The organism is Pseudomonas sp. NPDC089758 (assembly GCF_044748705.1).
Classification (GTDB): Bacteria; Pseudomonadota; Gammaproteobacteria; order Pseudomonadales; family Pseudomonadaceae; genus Aquipseudomonas; species Aquipseudomonas putida_X.
The window spans coordinates 25,290-45,855 of the sequence record NZ_JBIVGN010000022.1; the positions used below are offsets into that span (position 1 = coordinate 25,290).

General features: G+C 61.6%; 19 protein-coding genes and 1 tRNA gene. 7 read left to right on the top strand and 13 right to left on the bottom strand.

Going from position 1 to position 20,566, the window contains the following annotated elements; translation table 11 throughout:
* Positions 1–61: 61 nt before the first annotated feature.
* From ACIPZH_RS23385 to ACIPZH_RS23395, 3 genes are all read right to left on the bottom strand, one after another.
* The gene (locus ACIPZH_RS23385; RefSeq protein WP_241805019.1) at positions 62–1,159 is read right to left on the bottom strand and encodes a polyamine ABC transporter substrate-binding protein; all 1,098 of its coding nucleotides are present in this window, start codon (positions 1,157–1,159) and stop codon (positions 62–64) included.
* 169 nt (positions 1,160–1,328) lie between these two features.
* A complete protein-coding gene (locus ACIPZH_RS23390) occupies positions 1,329–2,690 on the bottom strand; it encodes an aspartate aminotransferase family protein (protein WP_241805018.1) in 1,362 nt (453 codons plus the stop codon).
* Between the two features lie 49 nt (positions 2,691–2,739).
* The gene (locus ACIPZH_RS23395) at positions 2,740–4,098 is read right to left on the bottom strand and encodes a glutamine synthetase family protein (protein ID WP_012312227.1); all 1,359 of its coding nucleotides are present in this window, start codon (positions 4,096–4,098) and stop codon (positions 2,740–2,742) included.
* A gap of 574 nt (positions 4,099–4,672) precedes the next feature.
* On the opposite strand from ACIPZH_RS23395, the gene ACIPZH_RS23400 reads away from it, so the two are divergent.
* Positions 4,673–6,049 carry a glutamine synthetase family protein gene (locus ACIPZH_RS23400; protein WP_241805017.1) on the top strand — a complete coding sequence of 459 codons (1,377 nt, stop codon included), beginning with the start codon at positions 4,673–4,675 and terminating at the stop codon, positions 6,047–6,049.
* Between the two features lie 63 nt (positions 6,050–6,112).
* Here the strand turns inward: ACIPZH_RS23400 and argA are convergent, their stop codons facing one another.
* Positions 6,113–7,411: an amino-acid N-acetyltransferase gene (gene argA, locus ACIPZH_RS23405; protein ID WP_267820176.1), complete on the bottom strand. Its 1,299-nt coding sequence runs from the start codon at positions 7,409–7,411 to the stop codon at positions 6,113–6,115.
* Between the two features lie 125 nt (positions 7,412–7,536).
* Positions 7,537–8,679: an acetylornithine deacetylase gene (gene argE / locus ACIPZH_RS23410; RefSeq protein ID WP_241805016.1), complete on the bottom strand. Its 1,143-nt coding sequence runs from the start codon at positions 8,677–8,679 to the stop codon at positions 7,537–7,539.
* A 114-nt stretch (positions 8,680–8,793) separates the two neighbouring features.
* Between argE and ACIPZH_RS23415 the strand changes: the two genes are divergently transcribed.
* Entirely contained in the window at positions 8,794–10,170 is a 1,377-nt protein-coding gene (locus ACIPZH_RS23415; RefSeq protein ID WP_400638026.1) for an inorganic triphosphatase, read from the top strand.
* A gap of 98 nt (positions 10,171–10,268) precedes the next feature.
* Here the strand turns inward: ACIPZH_RS23415 and ACIPZH_RS23420 are convergent, their stop codons facing one another.
* Positions 10,269–10,739, bottom strand: coding sequence for an Lrp/AsnC family transcriptional regulator (locus ACIPZH_RS23420; RefSeq protein WP_267820170.1), 471 nt, complete (start codon positions 10,737–10,739; stop codon positions 10,269–10,271).
* Positions 10,740–10,865: 126 nt separating this feature from the next.
* Here ACIPZH_RS23420 and ACIPZH_RS23425 point away from each other — a divergent pair, with 126 nt between their 5' ends.
* Both ACIPZH_RS23425 and ACIPZH_RS23430 read left to right on the top strand, forming a co-directional pair.
* Complete coding sequence (locus ACIPZH_RS23425) at positions 10,866–11,228, top strand: hypothetical protein (RefSeq protein ID WP_400624442.1); 363 nt, start codon at positions 10,866–10,868, stop codon at positions 11,226–11,228.
* Positions 11,219–11,295, top strand: a tRNA-Arg gene (locus ACIPZH_RS23430). The genes ACIPZH_RS23425 and ACIPZH_RS23430 overlap by 10 nt, the downstream gene beginning before the upstream one ends.
* 72 nt (positions 11,296–11,367) lie before the next feature.
* On the opposite strand, the gene ACIPZH_RS23435 is transcribed toward ACIPZH_RS23430, so the two are convergent.
* From ACIPZH_RS23435 to ACIPZH_RS23445, 3 genes are read right to left on the bottom strand one after another with little or no spacing between them, the layout of a single operon-like run.
* On the bottom strand, positions 11,368–12,201 hold the full coding sequence (locus tag ACIPZH_RS23435) for a hypothetical protein (protein ID WP_241805012.1): 834 nt from the start codon (positions 12,199–12,201) through the stop codon (positions 11,368–11,370).
* A complete protein-coding gene (locus tag ACIPZH_RS23440; protein WP_400638027.1) occupies positions 12,198–13,805 on the bottom strand; it encodes a hypothetical protein in 1,608 nt (535 codons plus the stop codon). The genes ACIPZH_RS23435 and ACIPZH_RS23440 overlap by 4 nt, the downstream gene beginning before the upstream one ends.
* 21 nt (positions 13,806–13,826) lie before the next feature.
* Complete coding sequence (locus ACIPZH_RS23445; protein WP_400638029.1) at positions 13,827–15,371, bottom strand: OmpA family protein; 1,545 nt, start codon at positions 15,369–15,371, stop codon at positions 13,827–13,829.
* Positions 15,372–15,625: 254 nt separating this feature from the next.
* Between ACIPZH_RS23445 and ACIPZH_RS23450 the strand changes: the two genes are divergently transcribed.
* A complete protein-coding gene (locus ACIPZH_RS23450; RefSeq protein ID WP_400638030.1) occupies positions 15,626–16,063 on the top strand; it encodes a CBS domain-containing protein in 438 nt (145 codons plus the stop codon).
* Positions 16,064–16,069: 6 nt separating this feature from the next.
* Here ACIPZH_RS23450 and ACIPZH_RS23455 read toward each other — a convergent pair whose 3' ends face one another.
* The 3 genes from ACIPZH_RS23455 to ACIPZH_RS23465 all read right to left on the bottom strand — a co-directional run bounded on the left by ACIPZH_RS23455 (position 16,070) and on the right by ACIPZH_RS23465 (position 17,541).
* Positions 16,070–16,708, bottom strand: a complete 639-nt coding sequence (locus ACIPZH_RS23455) for an NADH:ubiquinone oxidoreductase subunit N (RefSeq protein WP_241805008.1) — start codon at positions 16,706–16,708, stop codon at positions 16,070–16,072.
* 70 nt (positions 16,709–16,778) lie between these two features.
* The gene (locus ACIPZH_RS23460; RefSeq protein ID WP_267820157.1) at positions 16,779–17,021 is read right to left on the bottom strand and encodes a DUF2789 domain-containing protein; all 243 of its coding nucleotides are present in this window, start codon (positions 17,019–17,021) and stop codon (positions 16,779–16,781) included.
* 61 nt (positions 17,022–17,082) lie between these two features.
* Positions 17,083–17,541, bottom strand: coding sequence for an aminoacyl-tRNA deacylase (locus ACIPZH_RS23465; protein ID WP_400638032.1), 459 nt, complete (start codon positions 17,539–17,541; stop codon positions 17,083–17,085).
* 96 nt (positions 17,542–17,637) lie between these two features.
* Between ACIPZH_RS23465 and ACIPZH_RS23470 the strand changes: the two genes are divergently transcribed.
* Positions 17,638–18,990 carry a nodulation protein NfeD gene (locus ACIPZH_RS23470; RefSeq protein ID WP_400638033.1) on the top strand — a complete coding sequence of 451 codons (1,353 nt, stop codon included), beginning with the start codon at positions 17,638–17,640 and terminating at the stop codon, positions 18,988–18,990.
* A gap of 2 nt (positions 18,991–18,992) precedes the next feature.
* On the top strand, positions 18,993–19,745 hold the full coding sequence (locus ACIPZH_RS23475; RefSeq protein WP_400624432.1) for a slipin family protein: 753 nt from the start codon (positions 18,993–18,995) through the stop codon (positions 19,743–19,745).
* A gap of 29 nt (positions 19,746–19,774) precedes the next feature.
* Here ACIPZH_RS23475 and ACIPZH_RS23480 read toward each other — a convergent pair whose 3' ends face one another.
* Positions 19,775–20,407: a LysE family transporter gene (locus tag ACIPZH_RS23480; protein ID WP_241805004.1), complete on the bottom strand. Its 633-nt coding sequence runs from the start codon at positions 20,405–20,407 to the stop codon at positions 19,775–19,777.
* Between the last annotated feature and the right edge of the window lie 159 nt (positions 20,408–20,566).

A 20,566-nucleotide genomic window follows, 5' to 3' on the forward strand; every position in this document is an offset into this window, starting at 1 on the left:
TCAATTGCCATTCACCGGCTCTGGGCCGGAAAACCCCGGCCCAGAGCTGTTGCAGTCAGGCTTATTTGCCCGACTTGATCTTGGTCCAGCTGCGAGTGATCAGGCGCTGGGCAGCAGCTTCTGGCGCGGCGATCGCGTACAGGTGCTTTTTCACGTCGGCAGGCGGATAGATGCTCGGGTCGCTGGTGATGTCCTTGTCCACCAACGGGGTCGCAGCAGCGTTGCCGTTCGGGAAGCGTACGGCGTTGGTGATCTCGGCCATGATTTCCGGTTGCATCAGGAAGTCCATGAACTTGTAGGCGGCTTCCTTGTGCTCGGCATCCTTGGGCATGGCGACCATGTCGTAGAAGGTACCGGCGCCTTCTTTCGGAATGATGTAGTCGACCTTGACCTTGTCGCCGGCTTCATGCGCGCGCGCCTTGGATTGCTCCAGGTCACCCGAGTAACCAACGGCCACGCAGATGTTGCCGTTGGCCATGTCGCCGATGTATTTGGACGAGTGGAAGTAGGTGATCGAAGGACGGATCTTCAGGAACAGGTCCTCGGCCTTCTTCAGGTCTTCTTTCTTGGTGCTGTCGCTAGGCAGCCCCAGGTAGTGCAGCGCGGCCGGCAGCATCTCGGTCGGTGCGTCGAGGAAGCTCACGCCGCAGCTCTTGAGCTTGGCGATGTTCTCCGGCTTGAATACGGCGTCCCACGAATCGATCTTGTCGACGCCCAAAGCAGCCTTGACCTTCTCCGGGTTGTAGCCGATACCGATCGAGCCCCACATGTATGGGAACGCGTGCTTGTTGCCTTTGTCGCTGGCGTCACCCACGGCCTTGAGCAGGTCTTCGTCGAGGTTCTTCCAGTTTGGCAGCTTCGAGCGGTCGAGCTCTTCGTAGACCCCTGCCTTGATCTGCTTGGCCAGGAAGTTGTTGGACGGTACGACCACGTCATAGCCGGACTTGCCCGCCAGCAGCTTGGCTTCCAGGGTTTCGTTGCTGTCGAAAACGTCGTACTTGACCTTGATGCCAGTCTGTTTCTCGAACTTCGCGATGGTGTCCGGAGCAATGTAGTCCGACCAGTTGTAGACGTTCAGCACCTTGTCTTCAGCCTGTACAGCGGTGGCCATGGCTCCCATCAGGGCGGCGGCCAACAACGTCTTGCCCATTTTCTTCATGCGTCATGCTCCAGAATTTTTATTTAGCCATCTGTTCAGCAGCCAGAACCTACCGTGCAGAGCGCCGGGCGACTGAAACAGCCACTAGTCTGGCAAGTTACAAGGCGCTGTTTCAAGGAAACCAGCCCCTTGTAACGACTTAATGTCACATCGCTAGCCTAGCAGGCGCTCAACGGATCGCTTCGAGGGTCAGGTCCAGGCACTTGCGTGCCTTTTCCACCAACTCGTCTACCTCTGCATGGCTGATCACCAGCGGTGGTGCGATGATCATGGTGTCACCCACCGCGCGCATGATCAGGCCGTTGTCGAAGCAGAAGTTGCGGCAGATCATGCCCACCCCCTTGCCTTCGTAACGGCTGCGGGAGGCCTTGTCCTTGACCAGCTCGATCGCGCCGAGCAGGCCCAGGCCGCGTACCTCGCCCACCAGCGGGTGGTCCTGCAGCTCACGCAGACGTTTTTGCAAGTAGGGTGCCACTTCCGTACGGACCTTCTCGACGATCTTCTCGTCGCGCAGGATGCGCAGGTTTTCCAGGCCAACCGCAGCGGCCACCGGGTGCCCGGAATAGGTGAACCCGTGGTTGAAGTCGCCGCCTTCGCTGAGCACCTTGGCCACCTTGTCACGCACGATCACACCGCCCATGGGGATGTAACCGGAAGTAAGGCCTTTGGCGATGGTCATCAGGTCGGGCTTGAGGCCGTAGTAGTCAGAGCCGAACCACTCGCCGGTGCGGCCAAAACCGCAGATCACTTCGTCAGCGACGAACAGGATGTCGTACTTGGCGAGGATCTGTTTGACCTTGGGCCAGTAGGTGTCTGGCGGGATGATGACGCCGCCGGCGCCCTGGATAGGCTCGGCAATGAAGGCCGCCACGTTGTCCTCGCCGACTTCGAGAATCTTCTTCTCCAATTGCTCGGCCGCCCACACCCCGAACTCGTCCGGGCTCATGTCGCCGCCTTCACCGAACCAGTACGGTTGCGGGATATGCACGATGCCCGGGATCGGCAGGCCGCCCTGTTCGTGCATGCCGCTCATGCCGCCCAGGCTTGCACCGGCAACCGTCGAGCCGTGGTAGCCGTTGATACGGCCGATGATGGTCTGCTTCTGCGGCTTGCCCTTGAGCGCCCAGTAGTGGCGGACCATGCGCAGCACCGTGTCATTGCCTTCGGAGCCGGAGCCTGTGAAGAACACATGGGTCATGCCCTCGGGCGCCAGGTCGGTAATGGCCTTGGCCAGCTCCAGCGCAGGCGGGTGGGCCGTCTGGAAGAACAGGTTGTAGTACGGCAGTTCGCGCATCTGCTTTTCGGCAGCCTGGACCAGCTCTTCACGGCCATAACCCACCGCGACGCACCACAAGCCGGCCATGCCGTCGAGGATCTTGTGCCCCTCGCTGTCCCACAAATGCACACCCTGCGCCTTGGTAATGATGCGCGGCCCCTTTTCCTTCAGCTGCTTGTAGTCACTGAAAGGTGCAAGGTGGTGCTCGCCGCTCAGGGTTTGCCAGTCACGGGTTTGCGGGTTTTTGACGCTCATGTGCTTCTCCAGGGTCCACAGGCCGCCGGCGGGCGGCCTCAGGGGTTGATCACACAGCAAACAGCAGGAACTCACGCTCCCAGGAGCTGATGACACGCTTGAAGTTCTCATGCTCGGCGCGTTTGGTGGCGACGTAACCGGTGATGAATTTCTTGCCCAGGTACTGGGTCAGCGCGCGGCTGACTTCCATGCGTTCCAAGGCGTCCTCGATGGTCAGCGGCAAGCGCAGGTTGCGCCGCTCATAACCGCGCCCCTGCACCGGGGCGCTGGCGGCAATGCCTTCGACCATGCCGATGTAGCCGCACAGCAGGCTAGCAGCGATGGCCAGGTAAGGGTTGGCATCGGCGCCCGGCAGGCGGTTCTCGACCCGACGGTTCTGCGGGCCGGCATCCGGTACGCGCAGGCCGACGGTGCGGTTTTCCTCGCCCCACTCGACGTTGACCGGGGCCGACGTGTCGGGCAGGAAGCGGCGGAACGAGTTGACGTTCGGGGCAAACAGCGGCAGCGCCTCGGGGATGAACTTCTGCAGGCCACCGATGTGGTGCAGGAACAGCTCGCTCATGCTGCCGTCTTCATTGCTGAAGATGTTCTTGCCAGTGACCGAATCGACCACGCTCTGGTGCAGGTGCATGGCACTGCCCGGCTCGCCGGTCATGGGCTTGGCCATGAAAGTGGCGGCCACATTGTGCTTGAGCGCCGCTTCGCGCATGGTGCGCTTGAACACCAGGATCTGGTCGGCCAGGTGCAGGGCGTTGCCGTGACGGAAGTTGATCTCCATCTGCGCCGTGCCGTCTTCGTGAATCAGGGTATCGAGGTCCAGCTGCTGCAGCTCGCACCAGTCGTAGACGTCCTCGAACAGCGGGTCGAATTCGTTGGCAGCTTCGATGGAGAACGACTGGCGGCCGGTTTCGGGGCGGCCGGAACGACCTACCGGCGGCTGCAGCGGGAAGTCAGGGTCCTCGCTGCGCTTGGTCAGGTAGAACTCCATCTCTGGCGCGACGATCGGTTGCCAGCCCTTGTCGGCGTAAAGCTGCAGGACTTTCTTCAGGACGTTGCGCGGCGACAGCTCGACCGGGTTGCCCTTCTTGTCGTAGGTGTCGTGGATGACCTGGGCGGTAGGCTCGATGGCCCACGGCACAAGGAACACAGCGTTTTCGTCGGGCCGGCAGATCATGTCGATGTCGGCCGGGTCGAGCAGTTCGTAATAGATGTCGTCATCGACGTAATCGCCGGTCACGGTCTGCAGCAACACGCTCTCGGGCAGACGCATGCCTTTTTCGGCGATGAACTTGTTGGTCGGCGAGATCTTGCCGCGGGTGATGCCGGTCAGGTCACTGATCAGGCATTCGACTTCGGTGATCTTGTGCTCTTTCAACCAATCGGTGAGCTGGTCGAGGTTGTTACTCATAGATACCTCAGGAGGTAATGTGGTCCGCGCATTGATTCTGGATGGAGTGGGTTGCTAAAGCAAAAACCCCCACGCAGGACCACAGTGGATACACTGGAAACAAGCGTGTCCGTAATGAGTTCGAAGGGCAGGAATACAAGAAAGGAAGCGAAACGGCGCTACGAGGGGTAGTCCAGAAACGCAAAGCGTCAATTATTGCGGCCAGTGCGGCCACAGCGCGATCGATGCGTGCCGAAACGGCAGGGATACCCGAGCGCACTGCACAGGCAGCGCTTTCAGGTCGCGACAAGCGGACCATGTGACCCTCGTATTATTGTGTTTTGGGTTGAGACCGAGCTTAGCCTTGTTCATTTTTTTACACAACACCTCCGTAAAAAATAAAACACGGCATGTCGGAGATAGCCCATTGGCAGGGAAATAGCGGATAATGGCACGCCCCGATATGCAGCAAATCTGCCGTCGATGTGCCATTTCAGGGCATCATGGGGTTGGCTTGACATCAGTATGGCTTTTCGATTGACTGGTCCTGCAAGCCCCCCTTGATTGATATTTTTAACAACAAAGGTGTTGCATCATGTCGGTACCCCCGCGTGCCGTTCAGCTTAACGAAGCGAACGCGTTCCTTAAGGAACATCCTGAGGTTCTCTACGTTGACCTTCTGATTGCAGATATGAATGGTGTGGTGCGTGGCAAGCGCATAGAGCGCACCAGCCTCCACAAGGTTTACGAGAAAGGCATCAACCTGCCGGCCTCCCTCTTCGCCCTCGATATCAACGGTTCCACCGTCGAAAGCACCGGGCTTGGCCTGGACATCGGCGATGCTGACCGCATCTGCTATCCGATCCCGGGTACGCTCAGTAACGAGCCCTGGCAGAAACGCCCCACCGCACAGCTGCTGATGACCATGCACGAGCTTGAAGGCGAGCCCTTCTTCGCCGACCCTCGTGAAGTGCTGCGTCAGGTAGTGAGCAAGTTCGACGACATGGGCCTGACCATCTGCGCCGCGTTCGAACTGGAGTTCTACCTGATCGACCAGGAGAACGTGAACGGCCGCCCGCAGCCACCGCGCTCGCCGATCTCGGGCAAGCGCCCGCAGTCGACCCAGGTGTACCTGATCGACGACCTGGACGAATACGCCGATTGCCTGCAGGACATCCTCGAAGGCGCCAAGGAACAAGGCATTCCGGCCGACGCCATCGTCAAGGAAAGCGCCCCGGCACAGTTCGAAGTCAACCTGCACCACGTCCCTGACCCGCTCAAGGCCTGTGACTATGCAGTGCTGCTCAAGCGCTTGATCAAGAACATCGCCTACGACCATGAAATGGACACCACATTCATGGCCAAGCCCTACCCGGGCCAGGCAGGCAACGGCCTGCATGTACACATTTCCGTGCTGGACAAGGATGGCAACAACATCTTCACCAGCGAGGATCCCGAGCAGAACGCCGCGCTACGTCACGCTGTCGGCGGTGTGCTCGAGACCCTGCCTGCGTCGATGGCGTTCCTTTGCCCGAACGTCAACTCATATCGTCGCTTTGGCGCTCAGTTTTACGTGCCGAACGCGCCGAGCTGGGGCCTGGACAACCGCACCGTGGCCCTGCGCGTACCGACCGGCTCGCCCGACGCCGTACGCCTTGAGCACCGCGTGGCCGGCGCCGACGCCAACCCGTACCTGATGATGGCCGCCGTGCTGGCTGGTGTGCACCATGGCCTGACCAACAAGGTCGAGCCAGGTGAGCCGATCGAAGGCAACTCGTACGAACAGCTGGAGCAGAGCCTGCCGAACAACCTGCGCGATGCCCTGCGCGAGCTGGACGACAGCGAGATCCTGAACAAGTACATCGATCCGAAGTACATCGACATCTTCGTCGCGTGCAAGGAGAGCGAGCTGGAGGAGTTCGAGCATTCGATCTCCGACCTCGAGTACAACTGGTATCTGCATACCGTGTAAATGAAAACGCCGCCCTCTGGGGCGGCGTTTTGCATGGGTTGGCAGGGCAATCGATCGCCTGGTTTACAGAGACTTTTCGAAAATCTTCGAATTGCGCTGGTAGTTGTACAGCGATGCTCGTGCCGAAGGCAGCCGCTCTACCCCGCTAGGGGCAAAGCCACGCTCGCGGAACCAGTGCGCGGTCCGGGTGGTAAGCACGAACAAGGTGTTCAACCCCAACGCCCGCGCCCGGCTCTCGATCCGCTCCAGCAGCTCGTCACCGCGCCCGCCGTGGCGGTACTCCGGGTTCACCGCCAGGCACGCCAGCTCACCGGCTTGGGAATCGGCAATCGGATACAACGCCGCGCAGGCGATGATCATGCCCTCGCGCTCGACCACGCTGAACTGCTCGATCTCACGTTCCAGCACTTCACGCGAGCGTCGCACCAGAATGCCCTGCTCCTCCAACGGGCTGATCAGCTCCAGCAGCCCACCCACATCCTCGATGGTCGCCTCGCGCACCACTTCGAACTGCTCCTGCGACACCAGCGTGCCGCCACCGCCGCGGGTGAACAGCTCGGTGAGCAGTGCGCCGTCCTCGGCATAGCTGACGATGTGGCTACGTGCCACGCCGCCCTTGCAGGCCTCGGCGGCGGCATCGAGCAACTCGCCCTGATAATCACTGCCCAGCCGCGCCAGGTGCGGTGCGACCTGCTGCGGGCGCAACTCACGCACCAACTTGCCGCTCTCATCCAGCAGCCCGGGCTCGGCGCCGAACAACAACAGCTTGTCGGCACCCAATTCGATGGCGGCGCGGGTGGCCACGTCTTCGCAAGCCAGGTTGAAGATTTCACCCGTCGGCGAATAGCCCAGCGGCGACAGCAGCACAATCGAGCGCTCGTCGAGCAGGCGGCTGATGCCTTTGCGGTCGATGCGCCGGACTTCACCGGTGTGGTGGTAGTCCACCCCTTCGAGCACGCCGATAGGCCGGGCCGTCACCAGGTTGCCGCAGGCCACGCGCAGGCGCGAGCCCTGCATCGGCGAGGCGGCGATGTCCATCGAAAGGCGCGCTTCGATGGCCAGGCGCAAGGCACCCACGGCGTCGATCACGCAGTCCAGGGTTGCGGCATCGGTGATGCGCAGGCCGTGGTGGTAGTGCGGGGTCAGGCCACGGGCCGCCAGGCGGCTTTCGATCTGCGGGCGCGAACCGTGCACCAGCACCAGGCGCACGCCCAGGCTGTGCAGCAACACCAGGTCATGGACGATATTGCCGAAATTGGGGTGATCTACCCCATCGCCGGGAAGCATGACGACAAAGGTGCAGTCGCGATGGGCATTGATGTACGGGGAGGCATGACGCAGCCAGTTGACGTAATCGGGCATGACAGGGCCTGTGGATAAAGTGGACGGAGAACGTTGGATCACACGGCGTTCAGGATCATCGTCGGAACAGGCTTGCGGTCACGCGCGGTCTCCTCTAGGCAAAGACGAATCAGCAGGGTGGACGTTTAATTCAGGCAATAGTGCCGGATCAGGTCACGCAATAGACGCACGGTAGGCTCGATTCGTGACATTTCCAGGTATTCGCCCGGCTGGTGGGCGCAGGCAATGTCGCCAGGGCCCAGCACGATCGTCTGGCACCCCAGCTGCTGAAGATAAGGCGCTTCGGTACCGAACGCCACCGCTTCGGCGCGATGGCCGGTCAAGCGCTCGGCCACCTGCACCAGTTCGGCATCGGCCGCCTGCTCGAACGGCGGCACCTCGGGGAACAGCGGCGCGTAGTCGATGCGCACCTCATGGCGCTCGGCCACCGGCCGGAGCTTTTCACGGATGGCCGCACGAAGCTGCTCTACATCCATGCCTGGCAGTGGGCGCAGGTCGAACTCCAGGGCGCACTGCCCGCAGATACGATTGGGGTTGTCGCCACCGTGAATGCAGCCAAAGTTCATGGTCGGCGTGGGCACGGTGAATTGCGGGTTGCGGTAGGTATCCTGCCATTGCCGGCGCAAGCCCATCAGCTCACCCATCACCGCGTGCATGGCCTCCAGCGCGCTGTGGCCAAGGCTTGGGTCCGAGGAATGGCCGCTGCGCCCGAGGATGTCGATGCGGTCCATGAGGATACCTTTGTGCATGCGGATCGGGCGCAGGCCGGTCGGCTCACCGATGACCGCCGCACGGCCGAGTGGCTGACCCGCCTCAGCCAAGGCTCGGGCACCGGACATCGAGCTTTCTTCGTCGCAGGTGGCGAGGATCAGCAGCGGCTGCTTGAAGTCGTGCTCCAGCAATGGAATCACCGCCTCGATGATCAGGGCGAAGAAGCCTTTCATATCGCAGCTGCCTAGGCCCACCCAGCGGCCATCGACCTCGGTCAGCTTGAGCGGGTCGCTGGTCCACAGCTGCTCGTCATACGGCACGGTGTCGCTGTGGCCAGCCAGCACAAGCCCGCCCGGGCCACTGCCACGGCTGGCCAACAGGTTGAACTTGCCTGGGCCGACCTGCTGGATGTCGCAGCTGAACCCCAGGTCACCCAACCAGCCGGCCAGCAGGTCGATGACCTGGCGGTTCGACTGGTCCAGGGCAGGCTGGGTGCAGCTGACCGAGGGCGCGGCGATCAAAGCGGCAAACTGGTCTTTCAGCGTTGGCAACGGCATGCGCGAACTCCTCGGAAGCATTGCCCATCATAGGGCCATCCGCCGTAAGGAATAAACCGTTGCCGGCACACTGCTGTAGACTGCACGGCAATCACGCCCCTCTTCGAGCCTGCGATGCACAAAGAAACCGAACTCAAGCTCCGCGCCAGCCGCGACACTCTGGCCGCACTGCGCGAGCACCCTCTGCTGAAAAAGCGCAACAAGTCCGGCTGGCAGACCCGCGAGCTGCTCAACCAGTACTTCGACACCCCTGAGCGCGAACTTTCTGCTGCCCGAGTCGCGCTGCGCCTGCGCCGCGACGGCGAGGTGATCATCCAGACCTTGAAGTGCCGTGGCCAAAGCGTCGCCGGCCTGTCCGAACGCAACGAATACGAGTGGCACCTGGACAAAGTCAAACTCGACCTGAAAAAGCTCGACGCCACCTGCTGGCCTGAGCAACTGGCCGAGCTTGACAAAAAATCCATCAAACCGCTGTTCACCACCGACTTCACCCGCGAATTCGCCGAGATCGCCTGGGGCCGCGGCAAGAGCAAAGTGGTGATCGAGGCAGCGCTGGACCAGGGCTTCGTGATCGCCGGCAAACGCAAGGAAGAGATCTGCGAGCTGGAGCTGGAACTGCGCGAAGGTGCCCCCGAGGCGCTGCTGGAACTGGCCGCTGAGCTGGCCGCCAGCCTGCCCCTGATGCCGTGCGACATCAGCAAGGCAGAGCGCGGTTACCGCCTGCTGGAGCCCGACAGCTACGAGCTGGGTTTGCCAAGCAGCGAACTGGACGCTGAAATGCCGGTCGACGATGCCTTCGCGGCCCTCGCCTGGCAACTGCTGGGCAGCAGCCAGCGCCTGGCAGAGCAATACCGCCACAATGGCCACTGGCGCCTGCTGCAGGACTGGGTGCAGTGCCTGGCAGAACTGCGTGCACTGGTCGCCAGCCTTGGCCAGGCCGCGCCGCGTGCCAGCACCCGTGACCTGCGCGCCAGCCTGGACGCGCTGCTGGAAGACTGGCGCCCGCTGGTTCAGGCCGGCAATGACGACGAGGACATCCGTCGCGCCGCGCCAGAGCAGTTCCTCGAAGAACTCGAGGACGTCCGCTGGGGCCAATTCTCTCTGGAAACATCACGCTGGCTGCTGGCCCGTGCCTGGACCGCAGAGCGCAAGGGCCGTGGCGAACGCCAGGGCAAGGCGCAACTGGCCAGCTGGCTGGCACACCTGCTGGGCGAGGAAGGCCGTGCACTGAAGCTACCGCTTTACACCCAACGCCCGGAAGACCTGGCTGAACAACTGCCGCGTATCGAGCAGTTGCTGGCCTGGCTGCACCATGCGCGCCAGGTGCTCGAGGCGCCGCAGATGGACCGCCTGTATGGCGACCTGAAAAAGCTGCATGAGCTGGCGGAACTGCCATTGGTTGAAGCGCCTGACGAGCTGCTGGAAGCCCGCGTGGAGCAGGCCCGCGCGATTGATCAGAGCCGCGGCTGGAAGCACCTGCTCAAGGCCTGACATCCGCTTGTGCATCATCGCCGGTAAGCCGGCTCCCCTGTCACCACGGCCTCGCAGGCCTCGGTTGACGTTTGGGGGCCGGCTTGCAGGCGACAGCGTCAGCGGGTCAGCGGCAGGCAGGTGGTGGACTTGATCTCCGAAAGCGCCACGATGGAGTTCACCTCCTGAATCCCCGGTACGTTCGAGAGCTTTTCGAAGAAGAACCGCTCATAAGCCTCGATATCCTGCGTGACGATACGCAACATGAAGTCTACTGACCCCATCAGCACATAACACTCCAGCACCTCGGGAAAGCCCCGGATCGCCTCGGTGAACTCGGTGAAGTTGGAGCGACCATGGGCGTTCAGTTTCACCTCGGCAAAGATCTGCGTGTTCAGCCCGACCTTCTTGCGATCGAGCAGCGTGACCTGCCCACGAATCACCCCCTCGTCCTTGAGCCGCTGAATACGGCGCCAGCACGGTGACTGCGACAGCCCTACGCGCTCGGCAATCTGCGCGCTGGACAGTGACGCATCCTCCTGAAGAAGCTCGAGAATCCGCCGGTCATACGCATCCAGTTCGCTTTGCATTAAAAATTCCCTGATCTCGTATTCTTCAAATTGATCAATTCGCCGCACTGGCCCATTCATCAAATAATAGCGAAAAAATACCCGCATCAACCTGCCAGAATTTCTCCCACCTTTGCGGAGACCAGCATGAACCCATTCGAACGCGCCCTGCCCCGAACCGATGTCTGGGCCGCCAGCAGTAGCCACAGCAACGTGTGCTATCGCCTGCAAGCCGAAGCCGAGCCGGACACCCTGTGCCGGGTACTCAACCTGTTCGCCCTGCAGTTTCTGACGCCGCACAGCGTGCAGGTCAGCCAGCAAGATGATTTGCTGGACATCGAAGTGGGTATCGGCGGGCTGAGCTGGCATCGGGCGGAGGTGATTGCGCAAAAATTGCGCAATCTGGTATGCGTCGCGCAAGTGCGCCTGGATCAGGAAAAATGGACGAAGATCAAGGCGATGGACGCGACCGAATCAGATGGGTATCATGCGTGCGCGTTGCACTCGTAGCTCAGCTGGATAGAGTACTGCCCTCCGAAGGCAGGGGTCGTGGGTTCGAATCCCGCCGAGTGCGCCATATCAAAAAGCCCTGGGCCTGCGCCCGGGGCTTTTTCGTTGGTGGGTGGGGCTGGTTACAGCCCCGCCCCGTTCAGCGAAGGTCAGTACTCAGGCTGGGCGTGCCGAAACCTTCCAGCGTTGCATTGGACGCATTTAGGTATTGCGCCCAGAAATCGTTCAGGGCATCCATTGTCTTGCCCGATCTGTAGGCATGCTTCACCGCATCGGTCACCAAGCCTGCACCGGAAACATACACCCTGGCACCCTGCAGGTCCGCATACAGCCCTTTGCTTTGTGCCAGCTTGAGTTCATTGCTGACATTGAGCTGCTTGATCTGGTTGGCCGCATAGAAACTGGTGTAGTCAGAATGCTCGAGCATGTCCGAAATCAGATACACCACCCGCTCCTGGACACCCTGCTCTTTGCTCATGTCCTCACCTACCCGGCGCAAGGTGTTCATGATTTCGCTCTTGGGAATGTCCTGGCGCGCATCACGCAGCCCTTTGACGAACAGCCCGCCAAAGCCGGCCTGGAACGCTTTCTTCTGGGTCGCCAGGCACAGATCCAGGGCCCTCAGCTTGCGCATGTTGACGTCGTCGCGAACATCGCCCTGCAACGGCATGTCCAGTTCGCCGGCGTACACCAGGCGCTGGTATTCCCCCGGCAAGAACGCTGAAAACGTATAGAGCCTGACGCGATCACCCGGCTGCACGAACCGGTCGATATGGCCCCAGCTGCTGCGCTGCAGGTCTTCAGGCATCGGGATGGTCTGATCGATGATCACCACCAGCTCACGCCCCGAGGCTGCAGGTTTGATGTCAGCCAGACCATTGCGCGTGTAGCAGCTCTGCAGGTCATTGCGCTCAGCCGCCAGCGCTGCACAAGGCAACGCCAACGCAAGGATCAGGGCCTTGGCAAGCCTCATGACAGCATGCCCTCCTTTTTTGCTGGGAACAGGCCAAGCGCCTTGAGCGCCTGCTGTTGCTCGCGGATGTCACGCAGTGTCGCCTCGCTGACGTTCAACGCCCGGCTGGCGGCAGCCAGGTTCTCTTCCGGCAGGCCAGTCATGTCGTGGAAGTCCGAAGCCTTGATTTCAACCGGCGCGGCAGGCTCGGCAACGGCCGCGGCGACAGGCTCGGCCACGGCAGGCTGCGGCGCAACCGGAGCCGGGGCTACAGGCTGCGCCAAAGGCGCGGGTGCAGCCGCCTCAACGCTAGGCTTTGGCTTGACTGGCTGGGGCGAAACCTTACCGGCCTTGTACTCGACGTAGGCGAGGAAGTTGCGATGTGCGGTGTTTTCACCTTCCAGCGCGTGCAGCACAGCGGCGTCGGTATGGTCGCGGCCGGACAGCGACGTCTGCAGGCGACGCAGCTTGTCGTCGGCGTGACTGGCAATGGCATGACGTTTCTGGTCCATCGCGTCGAGCATTTCCTCGGCGGTGGCGTACTCGTGGGTCAGGCGCCAGGCGGTTGGCGAGTGGGTGCCGGCAAAGTAGTAACGGCTGGCCAGCCAGATGCTGATGCCCTGAATGGCGATGTAGATCAGTGACAGCATGATGTAGGTGGTCAGGCTGGCCTGGCGGATCGCGTGCATCTTGTCATCGATGGTGGCGTTGTCGGCCTCATCATTGATGGCTTGGGATTCTGCTGGCAGGTCAAACGGGGAACCTGCAAGGGAGCTTTGCGCCGCGGACTCTGCGCGCATACCGTTGACCATCTCGGTCTCGATGCTGTCCAGGGTCGCCGAGCGCACGACGAACGCCCCCACAGCCATGGCCGCCACGAACACACCGCAGACCACCAGCCAGACGTACTTGCGCGAGACGTTGGAGTTGACGTCCTTTACCCGGACCAGCAGTTGCTCGTAGTCCGGCTTGTCCGAGTCGGTGAAGGAATCCTCCAGGTTGATCGCCTTGCCGGCCTTTAGCGAACGCGAGCGCTTGGTAGGCTCTTCACCTTGCCACCAGTGGCGGGCACGGGCGATCAGGCTGTTGTGGTGCAGCGTATGGCCGGCGGCTTCGGCGAAAAACGCCGAGGCGACGGCGAGCAGGATCGCAGTGCCCGCGGTCAGCCAATGGCGGTCATTGGTCGAGGCATCCATGTTCATCCAGCCGGCCAGGACGTAGGCAAAACCCATGGCCTCGATCAGTACCAGCATCAGCACCAGTACCAGCACCCAACCCGGGCGCGGCGAGCGCCCGGCCTCACCGGCCTTGGCGAGGTAGTCCAGGGAGGCATTGTAGGCGTTCACGCCTTTCATGTACTTCTTGTACTGGCCGTAGTACGGCTTGGACAAGGTCACTTCGTGGTTGATCCAGCCATCGCTGTCGACCGAAGACCGCTTGCGCGACAGCCGGGCCACCGTACCGATCAGGGGGAAGCTGTGCCAGACACGGATGAGGAAATAGGAAACCTCCTCCCAGTATTTATGCACGATCAGCGCAGTCACCAGCAGCGAAAGCAGGCCGGCGGTGAACACCTGATTGGCGAGAATCAATGATTTGAGTGCAGCTAGCGAAAAGTCTTCCATTCAGGACGTCCTTGACTTGGGTTATTTGGTGGCCGGGATCGGCGTGTAAGCAGCGACGAAAGCATCAGCGCCGGCGGCATAGAACAAGGCACCTTGGCTGGCCTGGGCATTGCCCTTGCTGAAGACGATATCCATGCAGGAAATCGAGGCCTTGGCATCACGGGCGAAGACCCGGTACAGCACTTCGCTTTCGCCTTCATAGGTGTTGGCGACGGCTTTCATCGTCCGTGGCTTATGCTGGGTGGGCAGCTTGTAATCTTCCACCAGTTGAAGGATCGGCTGGCGATCGACCTTGGCGTTCTCGCGCAGGATCGATACCGGCGACACCGTCACCAGGTGCCCATTGACCAAGTTGGCCCAGACACGGTTGTTATAACCAGGCAGGTAGTCTTTGGTCGCGTGCCTTGGCAGCGGCTGGTCGTTGGCCATGCTCAAGACCTCGCCGGCGGTGCGTGGCCTGTCGGCCTCACAGCTCGACATCGGCATCTGCGCCGCATAAGCGCTGCTGATCAAGGTAAAGCCGCTCTGTTTTGGCTTGATGCTCTGGGCCATGGTCCAGTTGTAGCTGGCCACCGGCGTGCCGGCGAAATCGACTTGCGGCCGGGCAGCGGCTGCGGCCTTCGTGGGCTTGGCGCTGCCAGGGGTTTTGGCAACGCCCGTACCGGACATTGCGGTCGCCCGCCGGGTCGGCTGGGCCTGTGCCGGCGTGCTGCTGGCCTTAGCGCTGCCGGCAGCCTTGGACCTGGCTGCGGTCGAGGTGCCATAGTGCAGGTAGCGGGTGTTGCTCGCCTCTGCCTGGGCCCGCATCACCAAGGCCTGTTCGTTGGCCAGCTCGACGATTTCCACACGACGGTTCTGGCCACGCAACAGCGGGTCACTGTTGTCGGCAATCGGTCGCGAAGCTCCTGCCCCCTGGTAGTAGATCGCATGGGCAGGTATGCCCGCCTGCAGCATGACCTTGCCGACCGTCTTGGCGCGGCGCTCGGACAGCTTCTGGTTGAATTCGGCGTTACCCACAGCATCACTGTGGCCGACGATCAGCAGGCGACGGTCCAGCGACTCCTTGGCAGCGGCCTGCTTATCGGTGGCGGCAGGCTTGGCATACATCTGTGCCAGCTTGGCCACGGCGCGCTTCCCGCTTGGGGTCAATTGGTCAGAGCCGGTGGCGAACATGCCACTGTCTTCGATCTGGGTCACCAAACCTGCCTGCTCCGGCACAGCAGTTACCACGGCGGCAGAGGCCACTGTCAGCTTCTCTGTGGTGATCTTCAGGTTTTCTTCTTTGGCGATGCGGTCCAGCTCCTGCAGGCGGGACTGCCAGGCATAACCCACGACGCAACCCACCGCGCCACCTACGGCAGCACCCGGCAAGATGCCGTCCTTGCCTTTGAGGGCGTAACCGGCAGCTCCCCCGGCCACCACACCGACACCACAGAGCACCGGCATGCCGTAGTCCCTGCCGATGTCTTTGACTTTCTTGGAAATGGTGTCCATCTGCTGAGTGCTGCACCCGGCAGCGGTAATGAAGGCACAGCTTAGCGCTGTGAGGCGAAACGCACGGTGCATTGCGGCTCCTTGCCGAAAGAGGACTGAATGATGGCAACTTGACATGTATTGTCACAGATTATCGCGCATATTACCCCATCCGATTTGGCATCCCCCCTGCGCCCTCAAGCCTGTCTATTACTTCACCCCGTAACGACTTCAGCCATGACGTTTTTCAATCGACTCGATGCCGCTTCCTGCATTGCCGTGCAGCCCAGCGTGCCGGATGCTTTAGTTACTCCAAGAGCCCGTTTTTTCCATCCGCAGAGGCCTGTATGAAGAACGTCGAACAAATCCTCAGGACCAAGTCCCAGCACCAGACCGTCTACACCATCGGCCCTGACGACTCGGTGCTCGAAGCCCTGAAAATGCTGGCGGAGAAAAACGTCGGTGCGCTGCCGGTCGTGGAGAACAACCAGGTGGTGGGAATCGTCAGCGAGCGTGACTATGCCCGTAAGCTGGTGCTCAAGGGCCGGTCTTCGGCGGCTACGCCGGTGCGGGAAATCATGAGTGCACCCGTGGTCACGGTGGAGCCCAAGCAGAATCTGGAGTACTGCATGAGTCTCATGACCAACCGCCACCTGCGCCACCTGCCGGTGGTCAGCAACGGCGAGTTGCTCGGGCTGCTGTCGATCGGCGACCTGGTCAAGGAAACCATCGCCGAACAGGCCAGCCTGATCGTGCAGCTGGAGCAGTACATCCGCGGTGAATGACCCACTTCAGTGGTAGGCGCGCTCCAGTTCGTCCAACTGATGGTCGAAGCTGCGCAGGCGCGCCGACCATGTGTAGACCAGCACTTCAAGGTCACGATTGAGCACTGCGGTATTGCCATGGCCACTGCTCGAGGGCTCGAGCAGGTCGAGTTGGTAACGTTCGCGTGCCATGGCTGTGGCGACGCTGGACAGATCCCGGGCGTTGGCCAACCAGTGATGGTGATGGTCGTGGACCTCGCGGTCCAGGGCTCGGCACTGGCGCTTGAGCGCATCAAGGCTTTGTTCCAGGGGTGTACCTCTGAGCTCGCCCATCACTTCCTCGAAGGTGCGCCCCGAATGCCAATAGCTGCCCCAGAAATACCGGTCGAATACCGTCTCTACCCGGCGTAGCGCCACCTTGGTGTTCCAGATGGTGAGCAACGTTCGCCCTTGGATCACCTCGCGCTTGTTCAGGTGCAGTTGCTGCCACGCGATCCACGTCAGGCCCAGCAGCGCGACCGCTGCAGCGACTGCCGCAGCAGCGTACAGAAACTGCACAGCCTGGCTCATGTGGTGTGTGTGGCGGATACCGTAGAAGTAACCGGCCGTCAGGGTGCCCAGGATGGTCACGGTGCACCAGAAACCTGGTGCGTAGGGATCTTTCATCGCGCATATCCCCTTATTGTTTTCCTGAGCATAGCAACGGCCGATCACTCGTCAGGTGCCGCTCGGCGCTTTATTTTCGGGGGCGGCGCAACGCTTCGTTGAGTTGATCGAAGGGCACTGCCCAATCGGAATCGTCAATGATGCTTTCTTTGAGAAAAGCGCGCTGGGAGTCGGTCCAGAACGGCGCGTCCACCAGCTTGATCTCGTTTTTCAGCGGCGAATGGCTGGAGATGAACTGATCGATGCTCTGAGGATCATCGGGCAAGCCCAACTGCTTGAACAGCTCGGAAAAGTGATGGGTAGGCGCTTCCATGTTTCCTCCTGGGTACCGGGCGGGCCGTCCACGACGCCAGCCCGGCATTGGTTTGAGAACATCAGCACAGCTCGCGTACTTCCGCTTGCGGCACAAGTTTCAGGTACTGCTCCATGCTCATGTGGATCAGGTGATCGTGGTCACCCGCCTCCAGGTAGACATCGCCTTGGCGGGTAAGACTCGAATCGAGCAGCATCTTTATCTGATAAGCGTCACCCATTGCCGGGATGGCGCCACGTTCGCAGTCACCGAACAGGGTCGGCAGGCCGCTTTCGCGGGTCAGTTGCCAGGCGCCAGACATGCGCACCTTGCTCATGTCCAGGTGCCGGTTGGCAGGCAGCACCGCCATGATGTAGTTGCCATGGCGATCGTCGAGCATGACCGACTTGGCGACCCGCTCGGCCGGCACGCCAGCCGTACGCGCCGATTCCAGGCTGGTCGCCGAGTGGGGATGGGGAATGATGTCGTAGTCGCAGTTGGCCTGGTCCAGGCGCTGCTGCAGGGTCTTGGCCATTCGCATGATGCACCTCCGGTTTCGCCCCCATCTCCAATTTTAGGCCCTGCCGGGGCGGGCAGGGCTAAACTTGGAGAACGGAAGCGAACAAGGTGACGACAGGTGATCGCTCGCTGCTGGCGCTGGTGGTTATTGGTGCTGATGCTTGGCCTCGCCCCAGGCAGCCAGGCCGCGCCCGGAGCAATCTGGGTGCTGAGCATCGATGATGCCATTGGGCCGGCCACTGCCGACTATGTGCTACGCGGCCTGGACCAGGCCAGGGAACAGGGCGCGCAGTTGGTGGTGATCCGCATGGATACCCCCGGCGGCCTGGACAGCGCCATGCGTCAGATCATCAAGGTCATCCTCGCCAGTCCCGTGCCGGTTGCGACCTTCGTTGCCCCAAGCGGTGCCCGTGCTGCCAGCGCTGGCACCTACATCCTTTATGCCAGCCACGTAGCGGCCATGGCGCCCGGGACCAACCTCGGCGCCGCCACACCCGTGCAGATTGGCGGCCCACCGGGTGCACCAAAGGATGACAAGGCCAACCCCGACAGCAATGAACAAGCCCTTGCGCGCAAGCAGGTGAACGATGCCGCCGCCTATATCCGCGGCCTGGCGCAGCTGCGCGGGCGCAACGCCGACTGGGCAGAACAGGCTGTACGCGAAGCAGTGAGCCTGTCGGCCAGCGAAGCGCTCAAACAAAAAGTGGTCGACTACGTGGCCAACGACCTGCCTGACCTGCTGCGCCAGCTCCACGGCAAGACCCTCATCGCCGCTGACCAGCCGCACCCGTTGCAGACCCGTGACGCCAACCTGGTCGAGCATCTGCCGGACTGGCGCACACGCCTGCTGGCCGTGATCACCAACCCTAGCGTGGCACTGATTCTGATCATGATCGGCGTGTATGGCCTGCTGTTCGAGTTCATCAACCCAGGTTCCGGCGTGGGCGGCGTGGTCGGTGGCATCTGCCTGTTGCTGGCGCTGTATGCCCTGCAGTTGCTACCGGTGAGCTTTGCCGGTGTCGCGCTGGTCATGCTCGGTATCGCCTTCATGATCGCCGAGGCGTTCCTGCCCAGCTTCGGTGTGGTCGGTTTTGGCGGCATCGTGGCGTTCGTGGTGGGTGCGGTCATCCTGATAGACACCGACGCCCCCGGGTTCGGCATTCCGCTGGCGTTGATCGCGAGCCTGGCGGTGCTCTCGGCATCGCTGATAGGGGGTGTGCTGGGCATGGCCCTCAAAGCTCGCAAGCGGGCCTTGGTCAGCGGTGACGCCGGCTTGGTGGGCAGCTTGGTGAGCGTCACGCAGGTGGTGGCAGACAACCCGTTCTGTGGCGCAGTACAGGCCCAGGGCGAACAATGGCAGGTCCAGTGCACTACGCCCTTGCAGCTCGGCCAGCAGGTGCGGGTCACCGCGCGTCATGGCGTGATGCTCGAAGTGAGCGCTGCTGCTGCTCCTACAGCGCAAGGAGAATGACGATGTTCATGCAATTGGGTTTCGGGGCCCTGCTGATGCTGCTGGGCGTGCTGTTGCTGTCGGCGTTTCGCATCTTGCGCGAATACGAGCGTGGGGTGGTGTTTCAATTGGGGCGCTTCTGGCAGGTCAAGGGGCCGGGGCTGATTCTGCTCATCCCCGTGATCCAGCAGATGGTGCGGGTGGACTTGCGTACCGTGGTGCTGGATATACCACCGCAGGATGTGATAACCCGCGACAACGTGTCAGTGAAGGTCAATGCGGTGCTGTACTTCCGTGTGCTCGACCCTCAGAAGGCGATCATCCAGGTCGAAGACTTCCTGGTCGCCACAAGCCAGCTGGCACAGACAACCCTTCGCGCGGTATTGGGTAAGCACGAACTCGACGAGCTGCTGGCCGAGCGGGAACAGTTGAACCTGGATATCCGCCAGGTGCTGGACGCGCAAACCGACGCCTGGGGCATCAAGGTGGCCAACGTCGAGATCAAGCACGTCGACCTCAACGAATCGATGGTGCGCGCCATCGCCCGTCAGGCCGAGGCCGAACGTGAGCGGCGGGCCAAGGTCATCCACGCCGAAGGGGAACTGCAAGCGTCGGAAAAATTGATGCAGGCCGCGCAGATGCTCAGCAAGGAGCCGGGCGCCATGCAGTTGCGCTACATGCAGACGCTGGGGTCGATTGCCGGGGACAAGAGCTCGACCATCGTCTTCCCAATGCCCTTGGACTTGCTCAAGGGGATGATGGACCGGGGGAAATGAGGGGCCTGCACGAGGCCCCCGCGAAACGGTCAGACAGGCGCGCGGCGCAGGGTCGCGAGGAACGTGGCAGCCCCGATGAACAGGCCGGCGAACGTCCGGTTCAGACGTTTCTGTTGCTTGGGGGTGCGCAACAGGCGCAGCACCCGTGAAGCCAACCCGGTATAACCCGCCATCACCAGCATATCGACGGTGACCATGGTCACCGTGATCGCCACGTATTGCGGCAACAGCGGTGCATGCGGGTTGATGAACTGTGGCAGCACAGCAAGCATGAACACCAGGGCCTTGGGGTTGCTGACGTTGACCAGGAAACCACGGAACACCAGGCTCAAAGGCTTGCCGATCGGACGCACGGTGGATTCATCAGTCATGTCCATCGGCAGGGCGCGCCATTGCTTGTAGGCCAGGTAGACCAGGTAAGCGACGCCAAACCACTTGATGAGGGTGAAGGCCGTGGCGGAGGCCGCAAGAATGGCGCCGACACCCGCTGCGATGATGGCGATCTGCACGACCAGGCCAATCTGCAGGCCCAGGGCGTTCCAGTAACCGCGCCAGAAACCATATTGCAGGCCGCTGGACATCGAGGCGATCGCCCCGGCCCCAGGCGAAAGGCTGATCACCCAACAAGCGGCAAAGAAGCCCAACCACACTTCCATCGACATCACACACCTCGTTCGAACATATGTTGCAAAACGTTAAGCTAAGATGTTGGCGAAAAAATAACCAGCAAATTTTGTAGGGCGCGAAGGGAAAGCGTGGTTTGTCGGATATGTTGTGCATCGAGCGCCGCCCGCGCGGGCGTCGCTCGATCATGCGCTCGT